This is a genomic window from Nakamurella panacisegetis, assembly GCF_900104535.1.
Classification (GTDB): domain Bacteria; phylum Actinomycetota; class Actinomycetes; order Mycobacteriales; family Nakamurellaceae; genus Nakamurella; species Nakamurella panacisegetis.
The window spans coordinates 4193388-4207714 of record NZ_LT629710.1; the positions used below are offsets into that span (position 1 = coordinate 4193388).

General features: G+C 68.5%; 16 protein-coding genes. 3 read left to right on the forward strand and 13 right to left on the reverse strand.

Annotated elements, in window-relative coordinates; translation table 11 throughout:
- Positions 1 to 53: 53 nt before the first annotated feature.
- Together BLS97_RS18860 and BLS97_RS18865 are read right to left on the reverse strand one after the other, a co-directional pair.
- Positions 54 to 800: a DUF998 domain-containing protein gene (locus tag BLS97_RS18860; RefSeq protein ID WP_157695533.1), complete on the reverse strand. Its 747-nt coding sequence runs from the start codon at positions 798 to 800 to the stop codon at positions 54 to 56.
- Between the two features lie 144 nt (positions 801 to 944).
- On the reverse strand, positions 945 to 2546 hold the full coding sequence (locus BLS97_RS18865; protein ID WP_090479007.1) for a nucleobase:cation symporter-2 family protein: 1602 nt from the start codon (positions 2544 to 2546) through the stop codon (positions 945 to 947).
- A gap of 249 nt (positions 2547 to 2795) precedes the next feature.
- Here BLS97_RS18865 and BLS97_RS18870 point away from each other — a divergent pair, with 249 nt between their 5' ends.
- Both BLS97_RS18870 and BLS97_RS24010 read left to right on the forward strand, forming a co-directional pair.
- Positions 2796 to 3590, forward strand: coding sequence for a thymidylate synthase (locus BLS97_RS18870; RefSeq protein WP_090479010.1), 795 nt, complete (start codon positions 2796 to 2798; stop codon positions 3588 to 3590).
- Entirely contained in the window at positions 3587 to 4441 is an 855-nt protein-coding gene (locus tag BLS97_RS24010) for an ACT domain-containing protein (protein WP_090479013.1), read from the forward strand. The genes BLS97_RS18870 and BLS97_RS24010 overlap by 4 nt, the downstream gene beginning before the upstream one ends.
- Before the next feature lies 1 nt (position 4442).
- Here the strand turns inward: BLS97_RS24010 and BLS97_RS18880 are convergent, their stop codons facing one another.
- The 6 genes from BLS97_RS18880 to rimO form a co-directional block, all read right to left on the reverse strand.
- The gene (locus BLS97_RS18880; protein WP_090479018.1) at positions 4443 to 5645 is read right to left on the reverse strand and encodes a M20 metallopeptidase family protein; all 1203 of its coding nucleotides are present in this window, start codon (positions 5643 to 5645) and stop codon (positions 4443 to 4445) included.
- Positions 5642 to 6259: a dihydrofolate reductase family protein gene (locus BLS97_RS18885; RefSeq protein ID WP_090479021.1), complete on the reverse strand. Its 618-nt coding sequence runs from the start codon at positions 6257 to 6259 to the stop codon at positions 5642 to 5644. Before BLS97_RS18885 ends, BLS97_RS18880 begins: the two co-directional genes overlap by 4 nt.
- Positions 6260 to 6301: 42 nt before the next feature.
- The gene (locus BLS97_RS18890) at positions 6302 to 6676 is read right to left on the reverse strand and encodes a helix-turn-helix domain-containing protein (protein ID WP_090479024.1); all 375 of its coding nucleotides are present in this window, start codon (positions 6674 to 6676) and stop codon (positions 6302 to 6304) included.
- Positions 6677 to 6921: 245 nt separating this feature from the next.
- The gene (locus BLS97_RS18895) at positions 6922 to 7455 is read right to left on the reverse strand and encodes a CinA family protein (protein ID WP_231988194.1); all 534 of its coding nucleotides are present in this window, start codon (positions 7453 to 7455) and stop codon (positions 6922 to 6924) included.
- A gap of 3 nt (positions 7456 to 7458) precedes the next feature.
- Entirely contained in the window at positions 7459 to 8049 is a 591-nt protein-coding gene (pgsA, locus tag BLS97_RS18900) for a CDP-diacylglycerol--glycerol-3-phosphate 3-phosphatidyltransferase (protein WP_090479029.1), read from the reverse strand.
- Positions 8050 to 8054: 5 nt separating this feature from the next.
- Positions 8055 to 9590, reverse strand: a complete 1536-nt coding sequence (gene rimO / locus BLS97_RS18905; protein WP_197676654.1) for a 30S ribosomal protein S12 methylthiotransferase RimO — start codon at positions 9588 to 9590, stop codon at positions 8055 to 8057.
- A gap of 124 nt (positions 9591 to 9714) precedes the next feature.
- On the opposite strand from rimO, the gene BLS97_RS18910 reads away from it, so the two are divergent.
- Positions 9715 to 10242, forward strand: a complete 528-nt coding sequence (locus tag BLS97_RS18910; RefSeq protein ID WP_090479032.1) for an amino-acid N-acetyltransferase — start codon at positions 9715 to 9717, stop codon at positions 10240 to 10242.
- A gap of 9 nt (positions 10243 to 10251) precedes the next feature.
- Here BLS97_RS18910 and BLS97_RS18915 read toward each other — a convergent pair whose 3' ends face one another.
- The 5 genes from BLS97_RS18915 to gap form a co-directional block, all read right to left on the reverse strand.
- A complete protein-coding gene (locus BLS97_RS18915) occupies positions 10252 to 10599 on the reverse strand; it encodes an RNA polymerase-binding protein RbpA (RefSeq protein WP_090479035.1) in 348 nt (115 codons plus the stop codon).
- Between the two features lie 55 nt (positions 10600 to 10654).
- Positions 10655 to 10891, reverse strand: coding sequence for a preprotein translocase subunit SecG (gene secG, locus BLS97_RS18920; protein ID WP_090479038.1), 237 nt, complete (start codon positions 10889 to 10891; stop codon positions 10655 to 10657).
- Between the two features lie 145 nt (positions 10892 to 11036).
- Positions 11037 to 11846: a triose-phosphate isomerase gene (gene tpiA / locus BLS97_RS18925; RefSeq protein ID WP_231988197.1), complete on the reverse strand. Its 810-nt coding sequence runs from the start codon at positions 11844 to 11846 to the stop codon at positions 11037 to 11039.
- A gap of 5 nt (positions 11847 to 11851) precedes the next feature.
- Positions 11852 to 13048 (reverse strand): phosphoglycerate kinase, encoded by a 1197-nt coding sequence (locus BLS97_RS18930; protein WP_172832304.1) that lies wholly within the window; start codon positions 13046 to 13048, stop codon positions 11852 to 11854.
- Positions 13049 to 13264: 216 nt separating this feature from the next.
- A complete protein-coding gene (gap, locus tag BLS97_RS18935) occupies positions 13265 to 14272 on the reverse strand; it encodes a type I glyceraldehyde-3-phosphate dehydrogenase (RefSeq protein WP_090479041.1) in 1008 nt (335 codons plus the stop codon).
- Positions 14273 to 14327 lie beyond the last annotated feature (55 nt).

The window sequence follows — 14327 nt, forward strand, 5'->3', positions numbered from 1 at the left end:
CCGGCCCGCGCGATGGGGGTTGGCCGGAAATCACCCAGCGCTTCCGGCGTGGGTCAGGTCTCGTCCAGGACGACCGCCGGTCCGCTGTCGTGCCACACCCACAGTCCGAGCACGACGACCACCGCCATCTCGGTCAGGGACAGCCCCCGCTCCACCAGACCGACCAGCCGCCAGGCCTCGATGGGCGTGAGAGCGGACAGGATCGTCTGCAGGGTCAGCACGATGAACCAGCCACCGGAGATCATCGACAACCGCAGCGCCCAGCGCGGCCACCGTCCGGCCAGGTTCCGGTGATGCCAGCACACCAGGCTGGTCCCGATGGGCAAGGAGAAGAACGCGATCAGGGTCCACGTCCAGTGCACCCGGCCGGCCACCGACGGGTCGTTGTCGAATCCCTGTTTGGGGAACACGACCAGCCCGATCAGGCCGATCGACCACATCAGGGTCATCAGCGAACCCCAGGATCGCCACGGCACGATCTCGCGGAGCACGAGGGCGGCCAGCACCAGCATCGAGGCCACGGCGAGGACGACCACTCCCCAACTGAAGATCCAGCCGTTGGGGTACAGCGCGTATTCGCTGATCGTCCTGGACAGCGGGTTCATTGCCCGGCTGGGCGCGGCGACGTGCAGATAGCCGATGGACAGGACGGCCAGGACGACGCCGACGATGCCGGTGAACGCAAGGCGCCTGGCCCAGATGATCGCGGTCAGCGGGGCGTGGGCCTCGTCGTCGAGCAGGTCGACGGCGAACGACTCGGCGCGGTCTTCGGCGGCGTCGCCGATCGATTCACCCGTCATCGGCTTCGACCTCCTGACATCGCCGGGGAACATCCGTCCCACCGTATCCGGTGCACCGGGTCGAGGCCGGACAGACGACGGGCCGGCCCGAACGTTCCCGGCATGCGCGGCCGGCAGCCGGCGCGACTACCGGGCCCGGCGCGACTACCGGGCGTCGGCGTCCGCGCCGCGGGCGACGACGCCGGGTTCCTTCTGCCAGTTCTCCGGATATCCGTCGGAGACGTTCACCCCGTCGTTGGGGATGCCCGGGGCGTAGGCCCCTTCGTGGACCGCCGTCTCCAGCGCCTCCGGCTCACCGCGATGTCCGAAGTGGTTGAACAGCAGGTTCAGCACGAACACGACGATCACGGTCGAGGTGATGGCCGATCCGAAGATCGTCTGGAACCACTCCGGAAACTTCGAGTAGAACGACGTGAACAGGGCCGGTGCCATGCCGACGGACAGCGACACGGCGACGATCAGCAGGTTGTGGTTGTCCCGGAACGAGACCTTGGACAGGGTCTGGATACCGACCACGGTGACCATGGCGAACATGACCGTGGCGGCGCCGCCGATGACCTGGTCCGGCAACGCGGCGATGATGGCGCCCATCTTCGGTATCACCCCGAGGATCACCAGGAAGACGCCGCACAGGGCCACCACCCACCGGCTGCGGACCTTCGTGATGCCCAGCAGCCCGACGTTCTCGGCGTAGGCGGTGTCCGGGAACGAATTCATGAAGCCGGCCAGCACGAAGGAGAAGCCATCGACGGCCAGCCCGGCGGCCAGGCGCTTGGGCGGCAGGTCCGAATCGGTCATCTCGGCCACGGCGACGGTGTCGGCCGTGGATTCGGTGTAGGTGACCAGCACCACGATGCACATCGACACGATGGCCGAGAAATGGAATTGCGGCGCACCGAAGTGGAACGGGGCCGCGATCCCGAACCAACTGGCCGAACCGACCTCGTGGAAGTCGAGCAGACCCATCGGCCACGCCACGACGACCCCGACGACGACCGCGACCAGGACGGCGAGTTGGCCGGCGAAACCCGGCGCGAACCGGCTGATCAGGATGATCACGAGGATGACCAGCATGGCCAGACCGATGAACGACGGCTTGGCGTAGTCCGGGTTGGCCGTAACGATGTCCCAGGTCCCCGTGGCGCTGCCGGCCTTCACACTGCCGCCGGCCAGCTCCGCCGCACTCGGGTAGTGGTCGAGCACCTGCGTGACCGTGGCGTCACCGGTGATGAGGGTGATGTCGACGCCGATCAGGGACAGACCGATGATGGCGATGACGGTGCCGGAGACCAGCGGGGGGAAGAACCGGATCATCATCGAGAACGGCCGCGCGATGAGCAGGCCGAACACCCCGGCCACCAGCAGCGAACCGTAGACGGTGGCCAGACCGCCGGCGTAGGCGCCGCCGTTGGCGAAGGCGATGGTGAGCATCGGCGACAACACCGTGAAGGTGGCGCCCGCGATGATCGGGAGGCGACTGCCGGCCCACTTGAGCTTGTAGAGGCCGGCGGCCTGCAGGATCGTGCAGATCCCGGAGACCAGCAGGTCCATGTTGACCAGGATCGCGATGTCCTTCTGGCTGAGGCCGAGTGCGTTGCCCACGATGAACGGCACGGCGACCGCGCCGGCGTACATGATGAACAGATGCTGCAGGGCCAGCACGATCAACTTCGGGGCGGCCGGCACCTGGTCCACCGGATGGGCCGCCTGTGCGGCGAGGCCAGGACGTTCGTCGAGCTGGGTCATGGTGCGGCTCCTCGGAGGGTCAGGTCTGGGGAGTACGGGTGGGTGCCGGCTCCCGCGGTGAGCCCGGTCGTGCACCCGCGTCTTGGTGACCGGCCTGGACATGCGGACATGTGAAACCTAGGTGAGTCACGTTTCGCCGTGATTGCCGTTGCGGGCGCTCGTGTTGCCGATCGATGCCGGCTCCGGACCCGGCGACCCGCCCCGGCGGGGACACCACGACTGTCGTCCACCCCACGTAGGCTTCCGCTCATGCAGCAGTACTTGGACCTGATGGACCGCATCCTCACCACCGGCGTCGACAAGCAGGACCGCACGGGTACCGGTACCCGCAGCGTGTTCGGGCACCAGATGCGGTTCGACCTGTCGAAGGGTTTCCCGCTCGTCACCACCAAGAAGGTGCACTTCAAATCGGTGGCGATCGAGTTGCTCTGGTTCCTGAAGGGATCGACCAACGTCCGGTGGCTGCAGGAACGCGGCGTGACCATCTGGGACGAATGGGCCGACGCCGACGGGGAGCTGGGTCCGGTCTACGGCAGCCAGTGGCGATCGTGGCCGGCGCCGGACGGACGCCACATCGACCAGATCGCCAACGTTCTGCACTCACTGCGGACCAACCCGGACTCCCGCCGCCACATCGTGTCGGCGTGGAACGTGGCCGAGGTCGACGAGATGGCCCTCCCGCCCTGTCACACCATGTTCCAGTTCTACGTCGCGCAGGGCCGGCTCTCGTGCCAGCTCTACCAGCGATCGGCGGACGTCTTCCTCGGTGTGCCGTTCAACATCGCCTCCTACGCCCTGCTGACCGAGATGGTGGCCAAGGCCGTCGGGTTGGTGCCGGGCGACTTCGTGCACACCTTCGGTGACGCCCACCTGTACAGCAACCATTTCGAGCAGGCGCGTCTGCAGCTGACCCGCACGCCGCGTCCACTGCCGACCCTGACCCTGGCCGACGGGGTGGCCGACCTGGACGCCTACGACTACGCCGACATCGCCCTGCACAACTACGACCCGTACCCCGGGATCAAGGCCCCGATCGCCGTATGAGCATCACCTTGATCGCGTCCGTCGCGGAGAACGGGGTCATCGGGGACGGTGGCGATCTGGCCTGGCGCAACTCCGAGGATCTCCGGCGCTTCAAGAACCTGACGACGGGTCACCCGATCATCATGGGACGTAAGACGTTCGACTCCATCGGGCGGCCACTGCCGGGTCGCCGGACGATCGTCGTCACCCGCTCGACGGGCTTCTCGCGCGACGGCGTCGAGGCGGTCCACTCCCTCCCCGACGCCCTCGCGCTGGTGCCCGACCAGGACGTGTTCGTCATCGGCGGCGGTGAGATCTACGCCCAGAGCATCGGGCTGGCCGACCGGCTCGAGATCACCCACATCGAGCTGGAACTGGCCGGTGACACGCGCTTCCCGGCCATCGCACCGGCGGACTGGGAACGCATCCGGGTCGAACATCGCGACGGCTTCTCGTTCGTCACCTACCGGCGCCGTCCCGAGCCGGTCACCGACCTGACGGAACTGCTGGGCGCCCTCGAACCGGAGTTGCACCCGGGCGAGTACCTCTATTGTTCGGTCGAGGACGTGCCGCTGGGGATTGACCCGGTGGTGATGGTGGCCGAGAGCGAGGGCACCACCCTGGTCCTACCGCGGGAGCAGGCCGACCAATTCGGTATCGCCGGTGTGTTCCCGTGCGCATGGATCACGCTGAAGGTGCCGTCGGCGCTGGAGGCGGTCGGTCTGACCGCCGCCATCTCCACGGCGCTGACCCGGGACGGTATCTCCTGCAACGTGATCGCCGGATACCACCACGACCACCTGTTCGTCCCGGCCGACCGGGCCCACGACACCCTGAATGCCTTGGCCGCCCTGGCTCACACCAGGGCCTGACTCAGCCCCGGGCCATCCGGCGGACGGCGAGTTCGGCCAGCAGCGCGGCCCCATCGCCGAGCACGCTGTCATCGAAGGCCGCCAACGGAGAGTGGTTGGTCGGGGCGCGCTCGAAGTCGTCACCGACCCCCGCCCCGAGGAACACGTATGCCCCCGGTACTGCGTCCAGCACCCGGGAGAAGTCCTCCGAACCGGAGAGCGGATTCGGCAGGTCCATAAAACGGCGGTCGCCGAACAGGTCCCTGATGGTGGCCGCGGCGAAGTCGAACTCCGCGTCGTCGTTGACCGTCACCGGGTACTCGGCAATGAACGTGACCTCGGCCCGCAGGCCGTGCGCCGCCGCGATGCCCTCGCACAGTGCCACCGACTTCCGGGCGACGTCCGCGGCCGCTCCCGGGCTGAAGCTGCGGACCGTCGCGTCGAAGACCGCGTCGTCCGGGATGACGTTGCGCTTGGTGCCCGAGTGGAACGAACCCACCGTGATCACCACCGGGTCGAACACGTCGAACTGGCGGGTGACCAGGGTCTGCAGCGCGGTGACGATCTCGCACGCGACCGGGATCGGGTCGCGGCCACGGTGCGGCATCGAGCCGTGGGTGCCGGCGCCGATCACCCTGACCTCCAGCCCGGCCGACGCGGCCATCAGGGTCCCGGCCCGGGCCGCGAACACCGCATGCGGGAAGCCCGCGGAGAACACGTGCAGCCCGTAGGCCGCGTCGATCGGTCGTCCGGCCGCGCCCAGGAGGCCCTCGTCGAGCATCCGTCCGGCACCGTCGTGCCCTTCCTCGCCCGGCTGGAACATGAACAGCACGTCCCCGGCCAGTTCGGCGCGGTGCGCCGCGAGCAGGCGCACCGCGCCGACGAGGCCGGCCATGTGCAGGTCGTGGCCGCATGCGTGCATCGCGTCCCGGAAGGGTGAATCAGCGGCCGGGGCGAACGCCTCACCGGACCGCTCGACCACCGGCAGCGCGTCCATGTCCCCGCGCAGCAGCACCAACGGGCCGGGCCGTCCTCCGCGCAGCACGGCGACGATCGAGGTCAGGTCGGTCCCCGTGGTGATTTCCAGGCCGAGGCCGTCCAGCTCGTCGAGCAGGACCCGCTGCGTCGTCGGCAGCTGCAGCCCGACCTCCGGAACGGCGTGCAGGCGGCGGCGCAGGTCGGTCAGGGCCGGGCCGAGAACCGCGGCCTCTTGGGTGAAGTTCATGGGTGAACGGTAGAGGTCCCCGGAGCATCGGTGGAGCGCCGGGGGTCCGGGCCGGACGTCGGCGGGCGGATCCGGCGGTAACGCTCGTAGATCACGCCCGTCCCGAAAGTCCTGGTCTGAACCAGGCCGAACCGCATCTGCGAGCGGACGGGCGGGAGGTAAGACGTCCCGCCACCGAGCACGACCGGACAGCGGAACATGCGCAGTTCGTCGACCAGATCAAGTGCGATCGCCGCGGCGGCCAGGTCGGCGCCGCCGATCGAGATGTCCTGGTCGGTCGAGTCGAGTGCGGTCGCGATCTCCTGCGCCACCGATCCGGCGGCGAGCCGGGCGTTACCTTCGACGTGCTCGAGCGTGCGGCTGAACACGACCTTGCCGAGCGCACCCCAGACGTCGGCGAACCGGTCCCCGAGTTCGGTGGCCCGCATCGTCGGATCCGTCTCCCAGGGGAGCATCACCTCGTAGAGCCGGCGGCCGGTCAGATATCCGCCGAGGCTGCTGACCTGCTCGAGGTGGTAACCGAACAGCTCCTCGTCCGGGACCGTCCATCGGAACGAGTCGGTGCGGTCGGTGACGAAGCCGTCCAACGAGACGCTCATCGAGTAGACCAGCACTGTGGCTCCTCGATCCGAGTCAACACCGGAGAGCGGTCACGCTCAGGCGACGGACGCCTCGGCGCGGCCGGCTCCGTAGGGCAGCACGATCCGCAGATTCGTGTCGACCGACCGGTGATCGCCGCCGCCGCCCAGGCCGGGCTTCGAGGAGTTCGCGATCACACGGTTCTTCGCCGCCGCGATGCGCGAGTCCGTCCGCAGGTTGCGGCTGACGGTGTCCAGTACGTCTGACATCTGCAGATCCAACGCGTCGCAGATCGAGGCCAGCAGCTCGCTGGAGGCCTCTTTACGTCCACGCTCGACCTCGGAGAGGTAACCCAACGACACATTCGCCGCTGTGGACACGTCCCTCAGGGTCCGGTTCTGACTGGTTCTCGCATCACGCAGGGTCTCCCCCAAAGCATCGCGAAGCAACATGTCGCACCTCCTCCCACTGATCGGTTCTCGGTCAGGTCGGTTCTCGTTCTATCCGATGTCGCGGACCGCCGGCGGCACTGCCGCCACCTGCGGTGTGTTCAAGGTACTCCGCGACCCCGACAGGACCGACGAGGCGGAGGATTGACATAGGTAAAAACGTGGGAATGCGCGTAAATGTTCCGTTCTCGGGACATTGCCGGGCCGTTTCCTCCCAGGTCAGCCCGCGAATCCCCCTGCGCCGCAGGTCAGGGCGCTGCCGTCGCGCCGGGCGCCGAGGTGAGTTCCGCCAGCAGATCCAGAGCGGCACGCACAGCGGCCACCCGGACGGCTCCGCGCGTCGGCCGTCCGCCCGACGGGTGGCCGGACCGCTGCGCGGTGCCGCCCGGGCCGGCCAGGGCGACGTGCCAGGTGCCCACCGGAACGCCGTTCTGCGGGTCAGGTCCGGCCACCCCGGTCAGGCCAATCCCGATCGTGGCACCGCACGCCCGCCGGGCGCCGTCGGCCAACTGGGCCGCCACCTCCGGGTCGACCGGTCCGCGGGTGGCCAGCAGGTCCGGATCGACTCCGGCCAGGCTGCCCTTCAGATCGGTCGCGTACACCACCAGACCGCCGCGGAGCACGGCGGAGACGCCGGGGATCTCGGTCAGCACCGCGCACAGCAGACCACCGGTCAACGACTCAGCGCACGCGACCGTCAGGCCTTGGGCAGCGAGCCGCCGCACCAGGGTGGTCAGCTGGTCCCCCGGCCATCCGACCAACGAGCCGAGCGGGCTGTCCACGGCTCAGCCCGGGTTGTTGGACGTCGGGTTGCGGGGTTTGCTGACCAGGGTGGCCGCCCGTACCAGGTAGTCGACACCCGTCACGACGGTGAGGATGACGGCGACGATCATGAAGCTCATGGCGACCCAGTGGAGGGCATGCGGGAGGGGCAGCACGTAGAGGCCGATGGCGATGATCTGCACCAGGGTCTTGGCCTTCCCGCCTGGGCTGGCCGCGATGACGCCGTACCGGATGACGGCGAATCTGAGCAGCGTGATCCCGATCTCCCGGACCAGGATGACCACGGTGACCCACCAGGCGAGATCACCCAGCATCGACAGCCCGATCAACGCGGACCCGGTGAGGGCCTTGTCGGCCATCGGATCGGCGATCTTGCCGAAGTCGGTGACCTGCCCTCGTTTGCGGGCGATGTGGCCGTCGAACCGGTCGGTGATGGCGGCCACCGCGAAGATCGCCCAGGCCAGCCAACGGAACGACGTGTGGTGGCCGCCCCCGGCGAACAGGGCCAGCAGGAACACCGGGACCAGGACCAGCCGCAGGACGGTCAGGGCGTTGGGGAGATTCACCAACGACACGCGCGGCTGCTCGGCCATTCCTCTCAGCTCCCGGCCCGCAGGGCGTCGACGCCGCCGGCCGGCACCGGGGCGGGCAGAACCTCCACCAGCTCGGCGATCAGGTCGATGCCGTCGGTCGCGACCACCCGGGCCCGCACGACGTCGCCCAGCAGCACCCCTTCGGCACCCAGCAGCGTGGTGCTTCCGTCGACCTCGGGGGCCTGGTGCTCGCCCCGTCCGACGACGCCGTCACTCAGGTCGTCGACCAGCGCGCTGACCATGGTCCCGATCCGGTCCTCGGCGCGCTGCGACGTGAGCTCCTCGACCAGGGAGGTGATCCGCTCGACCCGATCGGCGATCTCGTCGTCGTCGATCTTGCCCGGCAGGTCGAGTGCGGCCGTTCCGTCCTCGTCGGAGTAGCCGAACACACCGACCGCGTCCATCCGGGCCCCGATCAGGAACTCCTCGAGGTCGGCCAGCTCCGCGGCCGTCTCGCCCGGGAAGCCGACGATGACGTTGGATCGGATGCCCGCCTCGGGTGCGGCCGCGCGGATCTGCGCGGTCAGCCCCAGGAAGGAGTCCTTGGATCCGAAGCGCTTCATGCGCCGCAGTACGGTCTCCGATGCGTGCTGGAAGGACATGTCGTAGTAGTCGGCCACGCCGTCCAGGTCGGCGATCGCCGTCACCAGCGACGCCTTCGTCTCGGCGGGCTGCAGATAGGACAGCCGGACCCGGACGATGCCTGGCACGCGGGCGAGGCCGGCCAGGAGGCGCTCGAGCTGTCCGTCGCCGGGCAGGTCCTTGCCGTACGAGGTCGAGTTCTCGCTGACCAGGACGATCTCGCGAACCCCTTGCCCGGCCAACCAGGCGGCCTCGGCGATGATCTCCTCGGCCGGCCGGGACACGAAGGAGCCCCGAAAGGCCGGGATGGCGCAGAAGGTGCAACGGCGGTCGCAGCCGGACGCGATCTTCAGCGGGGCGACCGGACCGGCGTGCAGGAGTTTGCGGACGAGCACCGGGCCACTGGCCGGACCGGCTGTGTCGAGCCCGGAGGCCGGACGCGGGCTGTGCCCGGGAACCGATACCGAGTTGGCCGCCGCCGGGCGCGACGTCGGCGAGATCGGCAGCAGGGTTCGTCGATCGACCGGGACGTGCGACGTCGGCTTGTGCCCGTCGATGACGTCGCCGAGCAGTGCGGCCAGATCGGGGTAGGAGTCGAAGCCCAGCACCGCGTCCGCCTCGGGCAGGGCGGCGGCCAGCTCGTTGCCGTAGCGCTCGGCCAGGCAACCGACCGCGACGACCTTCGCCCCGGTGTCGGCCGCGGCCAGCACAGTGTCGATGGAGTCCTTCTTGGCGCTCGCCACGAATGCGCAGGTGTTGACCACGATCACGTCGGCCGGTGCGCCGTCCTCGACGAGTTCGTATCCGCCGCCGGCCAGCCGTCCGGCGATCTCGGAAGAGTCCACCTCGTTGCGGGCACAGCCCAGCGTGATCAGCGATACCCGCGATCCGGAACCACGGGCCGCCGATTCCGGCGTCGTGACAGCTGGAGCAGGTGCCGCAGGAGGCGCGGAAGACACAGGAAGCACGACCTCAGCGTAGTCGCCGCCCGACCCACCGCCTGACCGCCGGACAGGCCGTCCGGAGGCGAACGAGCGACCGTGAGTGGATAGTTATACCTAGGAGTGGATAAGCTACCTAGTTGTGAGCTCTTCCGAGACCGTGGCCCCCTCCTCCACCCCCATCACCGTCCATCGGGCGCGGGCCGGGGACGTCCGGCGCATCAAGGAGCTCGTCGACTACTACGCCGGCGCCATCCTCCTGGAGAAGACGCTGGCCAACCTGTTCGAGGACGTCACCGAGTTCTGGGTCGCCGAGTCCGGCGGGCGTGTGCTGGCCTGCGGTGCGCTCCACGTGCTCTGGGAGGACCTGGGCGAGATCCGGACGGTCGCCACCGATCCGAGCTCGCGAACCAGGGGGCTCGGTCGCGCCGTGTGCGAGGCGATCATCGCCGAGGCCCGACGGATGGGACTCACCCGGTTGTTCGTGCTGACCTTCGAGGTGTCGTTCTTCGCGGCCATGGGGTTCGAACCGATCGAGGAACTGGACCTGACCCCGGAGTCGTTCGCCGAACTGCGGTCGTCCTACGACGCCGGAGTGGCCGAATTCCTGGATCTGCCGCACGTGAAGCCGAATACCCTGGGCAACACGCGGATGCTCAAATACCTCTGAGCACGCGGTTCAGGCCTTGGGCGTGCGCTTGTCGTTGATCCGGGCCAGAGCCTCGGCCAGCAGGGCCTCGCCGTCCTCGTCGCTCCGGCGTTCCTTGACGTAGGCGAGGTGGGACTTGTAGGGCTCGTTCCGCGGCGTCTCCGGCGGCGACTGGCTGTCCAGGCCGGCCGGCAGCCCGCACCGTGGGCAGTCCCAGGTTTCCGGGAGGTCCGCGTCGACGGCGAACGACAGCCGGGTCGCGTGGCCGTTCGCGCAGTAGAAGTCCAGCCGGTGGCGCTGCACCGCCTCGCCGCGATGGGACTCGCCCATCGGGCCCGCGCCGATCCGAGATCCGCGAATGGGATTTCCGGCTGCCATACCCGCCTCTTCCGTACCGGTTGGTGGACGAACGCCGATCCGAGCGGTGCGAAGGTCAGGCGCCGACCTTGATGATCAGTCCGACGCCGACGATCGAGACGAGCCAGATCATGGTGACGAACAACGTGAGCCGGTCGAGGTTCTTCTCCACCACGGACGACCCGGACAGCGAGCTCTGCATGCTGCCGCCGAACAGGGACGAGAGACCGCCACCTTTGCCGCGGTGCAACAGGATCAGGGCCATCAGCGCGAGGCTGGTGATGATCAGGAGAATATCCAGAAACGTTTTCATGACTGCCTAGCGTGCTAGAGAAACCCGGACAGAAGGGCGGCGCGTTACGCGACGAGTCTAGCCTGCCACCGGTGCTCAGCCGGGCAGGCGGGCCGGCGGACGTCCTGCGAAGGGCCGAGCTCGCGCTTCGCAGGACGTCCGGAGCTCAGGCCAGGATGCCGACGGCGTTCGCGGCCAGGGAGGCGAACTCGGTGCCGTCCAGCGACGCCCCGCCGACGAGCGCGCCGTCGACATCGGGCTGGGCCACGATCTCGGCCACGTTGCCCGACTTCACCGAGCCGCCGTAGAGGATCCGGGCGCCGGCCGCGATCTCCGGCGTGTACCTCTCGGCCAGTGCGACGCGAAGCGCGGAGCAGACCTCCTGCGCGTCGGCCGGGGTGGCCACCCGTCCTGTCCCGATGGCCCAGATCGGTTCGTAGGCCAGGACCAGGGTGGCTGCCTGTTCGAGGGTGACGTGCTCGAGCGCGGCGTGCAGCTGGGCCACGGAGTGGCTGATCTGGTTGCCCGCCTCACGGACGTCAAGACCCTCGCCGACACACAGGATCGGGGCCATCCCGTTGCGGTAGACGGCCTCGACCTTCCGGGCCAGCAGTTCGTCGGTCTCGCCCGGCAGTTCGCGCCGCTCCGAGTGGCCGACCAGCACGTAGGAACAGCCCAGCTTGGCCAGCATCGGGCCGGCGATGTCCCCGGTGTAGGCCCCGGAGTCCTTCGGCGACAGGTCCTGCGCGCCGTAGACGATGCTCAACTTGTCGCCGTCGACCAGGGTCTGGACCGAACGCAGGTCGGTGAACGGCGGGAACACCGCCACCTCGACCTTGTTGTAGTACTTCTCCGGCAGCGTGAAGGCGATCTTCTGCACCAGGGCGATGGCCTCGAGGTGGTTGAGGTTCATCTTCCAGTTGCCGGCGATGAGGAGCTTGCGCCCGGCGGGCTTGGTCGAGTTTTGAGTTGTCACAGGGTTCAGGCCTCCAGGACTGAGAGACCGGGCAGCGTGGCGCCTTCGAGGAATTCCAGGGACGCACCGCCCCCGGTGGAGATGTGGGTGAATCCGGACTCGTCCACGCCCAGGGTGCGCACGGCCGCGGCCGAGTCGCCGCCGCCGACCACGGAGAACGAGGAACCGGCGGCGATCGCGTCGGCGATCGCCTTGGTGCCGGCGCTGAAGGCCGGCATCTCGAACACCCCGACCGGGCCGTTCCAGAAGATGGTGGCCGCGGTGGCGATGACGGCGGCGAAGGCCTGGCGGGTGGCCGGACCGATGTCCAGACCCTGCCAGGCGTCCGGGATGGCGTCGGCGCCGACGATGTCGGTGTTGGCATCGGGCGCGAAGTCGTCGGCGATCACGAAGTCGGTGGGCAACAGGATCTTGTCGCCGTGCTGCTCGAGCAGCCCGCGGCAGGTGTCGATCTGGTCGGCCTGCAGCAGGGACTTGCCGACGCCGTGGCCCTGGGCCGCGAGGAACGTGTAGGCCATGCCACCGCCGATGAGCAGGGAGTCGACCTGCGGCAGCAGCGCCGTGATGACGCCCAGCTTGTCCGAGACCTTCGATCCACCGAGGATCACCACGTACGGCCGCTCGGGATCCACAGTGAGCTTGTGCAGGACGGCCGTCTCCTCGGACACCAGGTATCCGGCGTAGTGCGGGAGCAGCTGGGCCACGTCGTACACCGAAGCCTGCTTGCGGTGGACGACCCCGAATCCGTCGGAGACGAAGGCGGCGTCCCCGCCGACCAGATGCACCAGGGCCCGGGCCAGTTCCTGGCGGTCGGCTTCGTTCTTGGACGTCTCGCGCGCATCGAACCGGACGTTCTCCAGCAGGGCGACACCGCCGGCGGGCAGGGCCGCGACCGTGGAGGCGGCCGACTCCCCCACCAGATCGGTGGCGAACGTGACCGGTGCGCCGAGCACATCGGTCAACCGTGCGGCGACCGGGGCGAGGGAGTAACGCTCCTCCGGCGCACCCTTCGGGCGGCCGAGGTGGGCCGTCACGACAACCTTCGCGCCGGCCGAGGTGAGCGCCTGCAACGTCGGCAACGACGCGCGGATGCGGCCGTCGTCGGTGATGGTGGTGCCGTCGAGCGGGACGTTGAGGTCCGAGCGGACGAGCACCGTTCGGCCGGACACGCCGATGGCGAGCAGGTCGTCGAGGGTGTGCACGAGAATGGGGCTCCTTGAGTCGTGGTGGGTACCGATTCGTGGGGTGCGCCGGAACCGCGGACGGCCCCAGGCATGAGCAGGCCCCGGCATGGATCAACTTCTCAGGCATGGACGAAATTGGCGACTCGCGTCACCCTGGTCCCAGAACGAGGAAGTTGATCCATGCCGGGGCAATCAGATCAGGTGCAGCCGATCAGAACGCAGATCGGAACCAGCTCAGAGCTTCGAGGCGACCAGGGCCGTGAAGTCGGCGAGGCGGTTGGAGTAGCCCCACTCGTTGTCGTACCAGCCGACGATCTTGGCCATGTTGCCCTCGAGCACCAGGGTCAGCGGCGAATCGAAGGTCACCGAGACCGGGGCGCCGACAATGTCCGAGGACACGATCGGATCGGTCGAGTAGGCGATGTACGGCGCCAGCGGGCCGGACTCCGACGCCGCCTTGAACGCGTCGTTGATGTCGTCGACGGTGACCGACTTGGACAGCTCGACGGTCAGGTCGGTGACCGACCCGTCCATCACCGGGACGCGCAGCGCGTAGCCGTGCAGCTTGCCCTTGAGCTCCGGAAGCACCAGCGCGGTGGCCTTGGCGGCACCGGTCGAGGTGGGGATGATGTTCTGCGCGGCCGCGCGGGCCCGACGGAGATCCGAGTGCGGGAAGTCCAGGATGACCTGGTCGTTGGTGTACGCGTGGATCGTCGTCATGAGGCCCTTGACGATGCCGAAGTTGTCGTTCAGCACCTTGGCCATCGGAGCGACACAGTTCGTGGTGCAGGAGGCGTTGGACAGGATCGTCTGGCTGCCGTCGTACACGTGGTCGTTGACACCCATGACCACGGTCAGATCCTCGCCGGTGGCCGGCGCGGAGATGATGACCTTCTTGGCTCCGCCGGCGAGGTGCTTGCCCGCGCCTTCGGCCTTGGTGAAGTGGCCGGTCGACTCGATGACGATGTCGACTCCGAGGTCACCCCAGGGCAGGGCGCCCGGGTCGCGATCGGACAGAACCTTGAGTTCCTTGCCGTCGATGGTGATGACGCCGTCGCCGGCCACCACCTCGTGCTTGAGCTTGCCGAGGATGGTGTCGTACTTCAGCAGGTGGGCGAGCGTCTTGGTGTCCGTCAGGTCATTGACGGCGACGATCTCGACATCGTGGTCAAGCGAGTCGAGCGCCCGCCAGAAGTTGCGGCCGATTCGGCCAAATCCGTTCACTCCGACGCGCACAGTCACGTGTGTCAGCCCTTCTTCGTGGATTGCCCGGCCGCGTCCCGCTGACCCGTACCGG

Coding starts and splice junctions, on each gene's coding strand:
- BLS97_RS18860 (WP_157695533.1), bottom strand. CDS start 800: ATGACGGGTGAATCGATCGGCGACGCCGCCGAAGACCGCGCCGAGTCG.
- BLS97_RS18865 (WP_090479007.1), bottom strand. CDS start 2,546: ATGACCCAGCTCGACGAACGTCCTGGCCTCGCCGCACAGGCGGCCCAT.
- BLS97_RS18870 (WP_090479010.1), top strand. CDS start 2,796: ATGCAGCAGTACTTGGACCTGATGGACCGCATCCTCACCACCGGCGTC.
- BLS97_RS24010 (WP_090479013.1), top strand. CDS start 3,587: ATGAGCATCACCTTGATCGCGTCCGTCGCGGAGAACGGGGTCATCGGG.
- BLS97_RS18880 (WP_090479018.1), bottom strand. CDS start 5,645: ATGAACTTCACCCAAGAGGCCGCGGTTCTCGGCCCGGCCCTGACCGAC.
- BLS97_RS18890 (WP_090479024.1), bottom strand. CDS start 6,676: ATGTTGCTTCGCGATGCTTTGGGGGAGACCCTGCGTGATGCGAGAACC.
- pgsA (WP_090479029.1), bottom strand. CDS start 8,049: ATGGCCGAGCAGCCGCGCGTGTCGTTGGTGAATCTCCCCAACGCCCTG.
- BLS97_RS18915 (WP_090479035.1), bottom strand. CDS start 10,599: ATGGCAGCCGGAAATCCCATTCGCGGATCTCGGATCGGCGCGGGCCCG.
- secG (WP_090479038.1), bottom strand. CDS start 10,891: ATGAAAACGTTTCTGGATATTCTCCTGATCATCACCAGCCTCGCGCTG.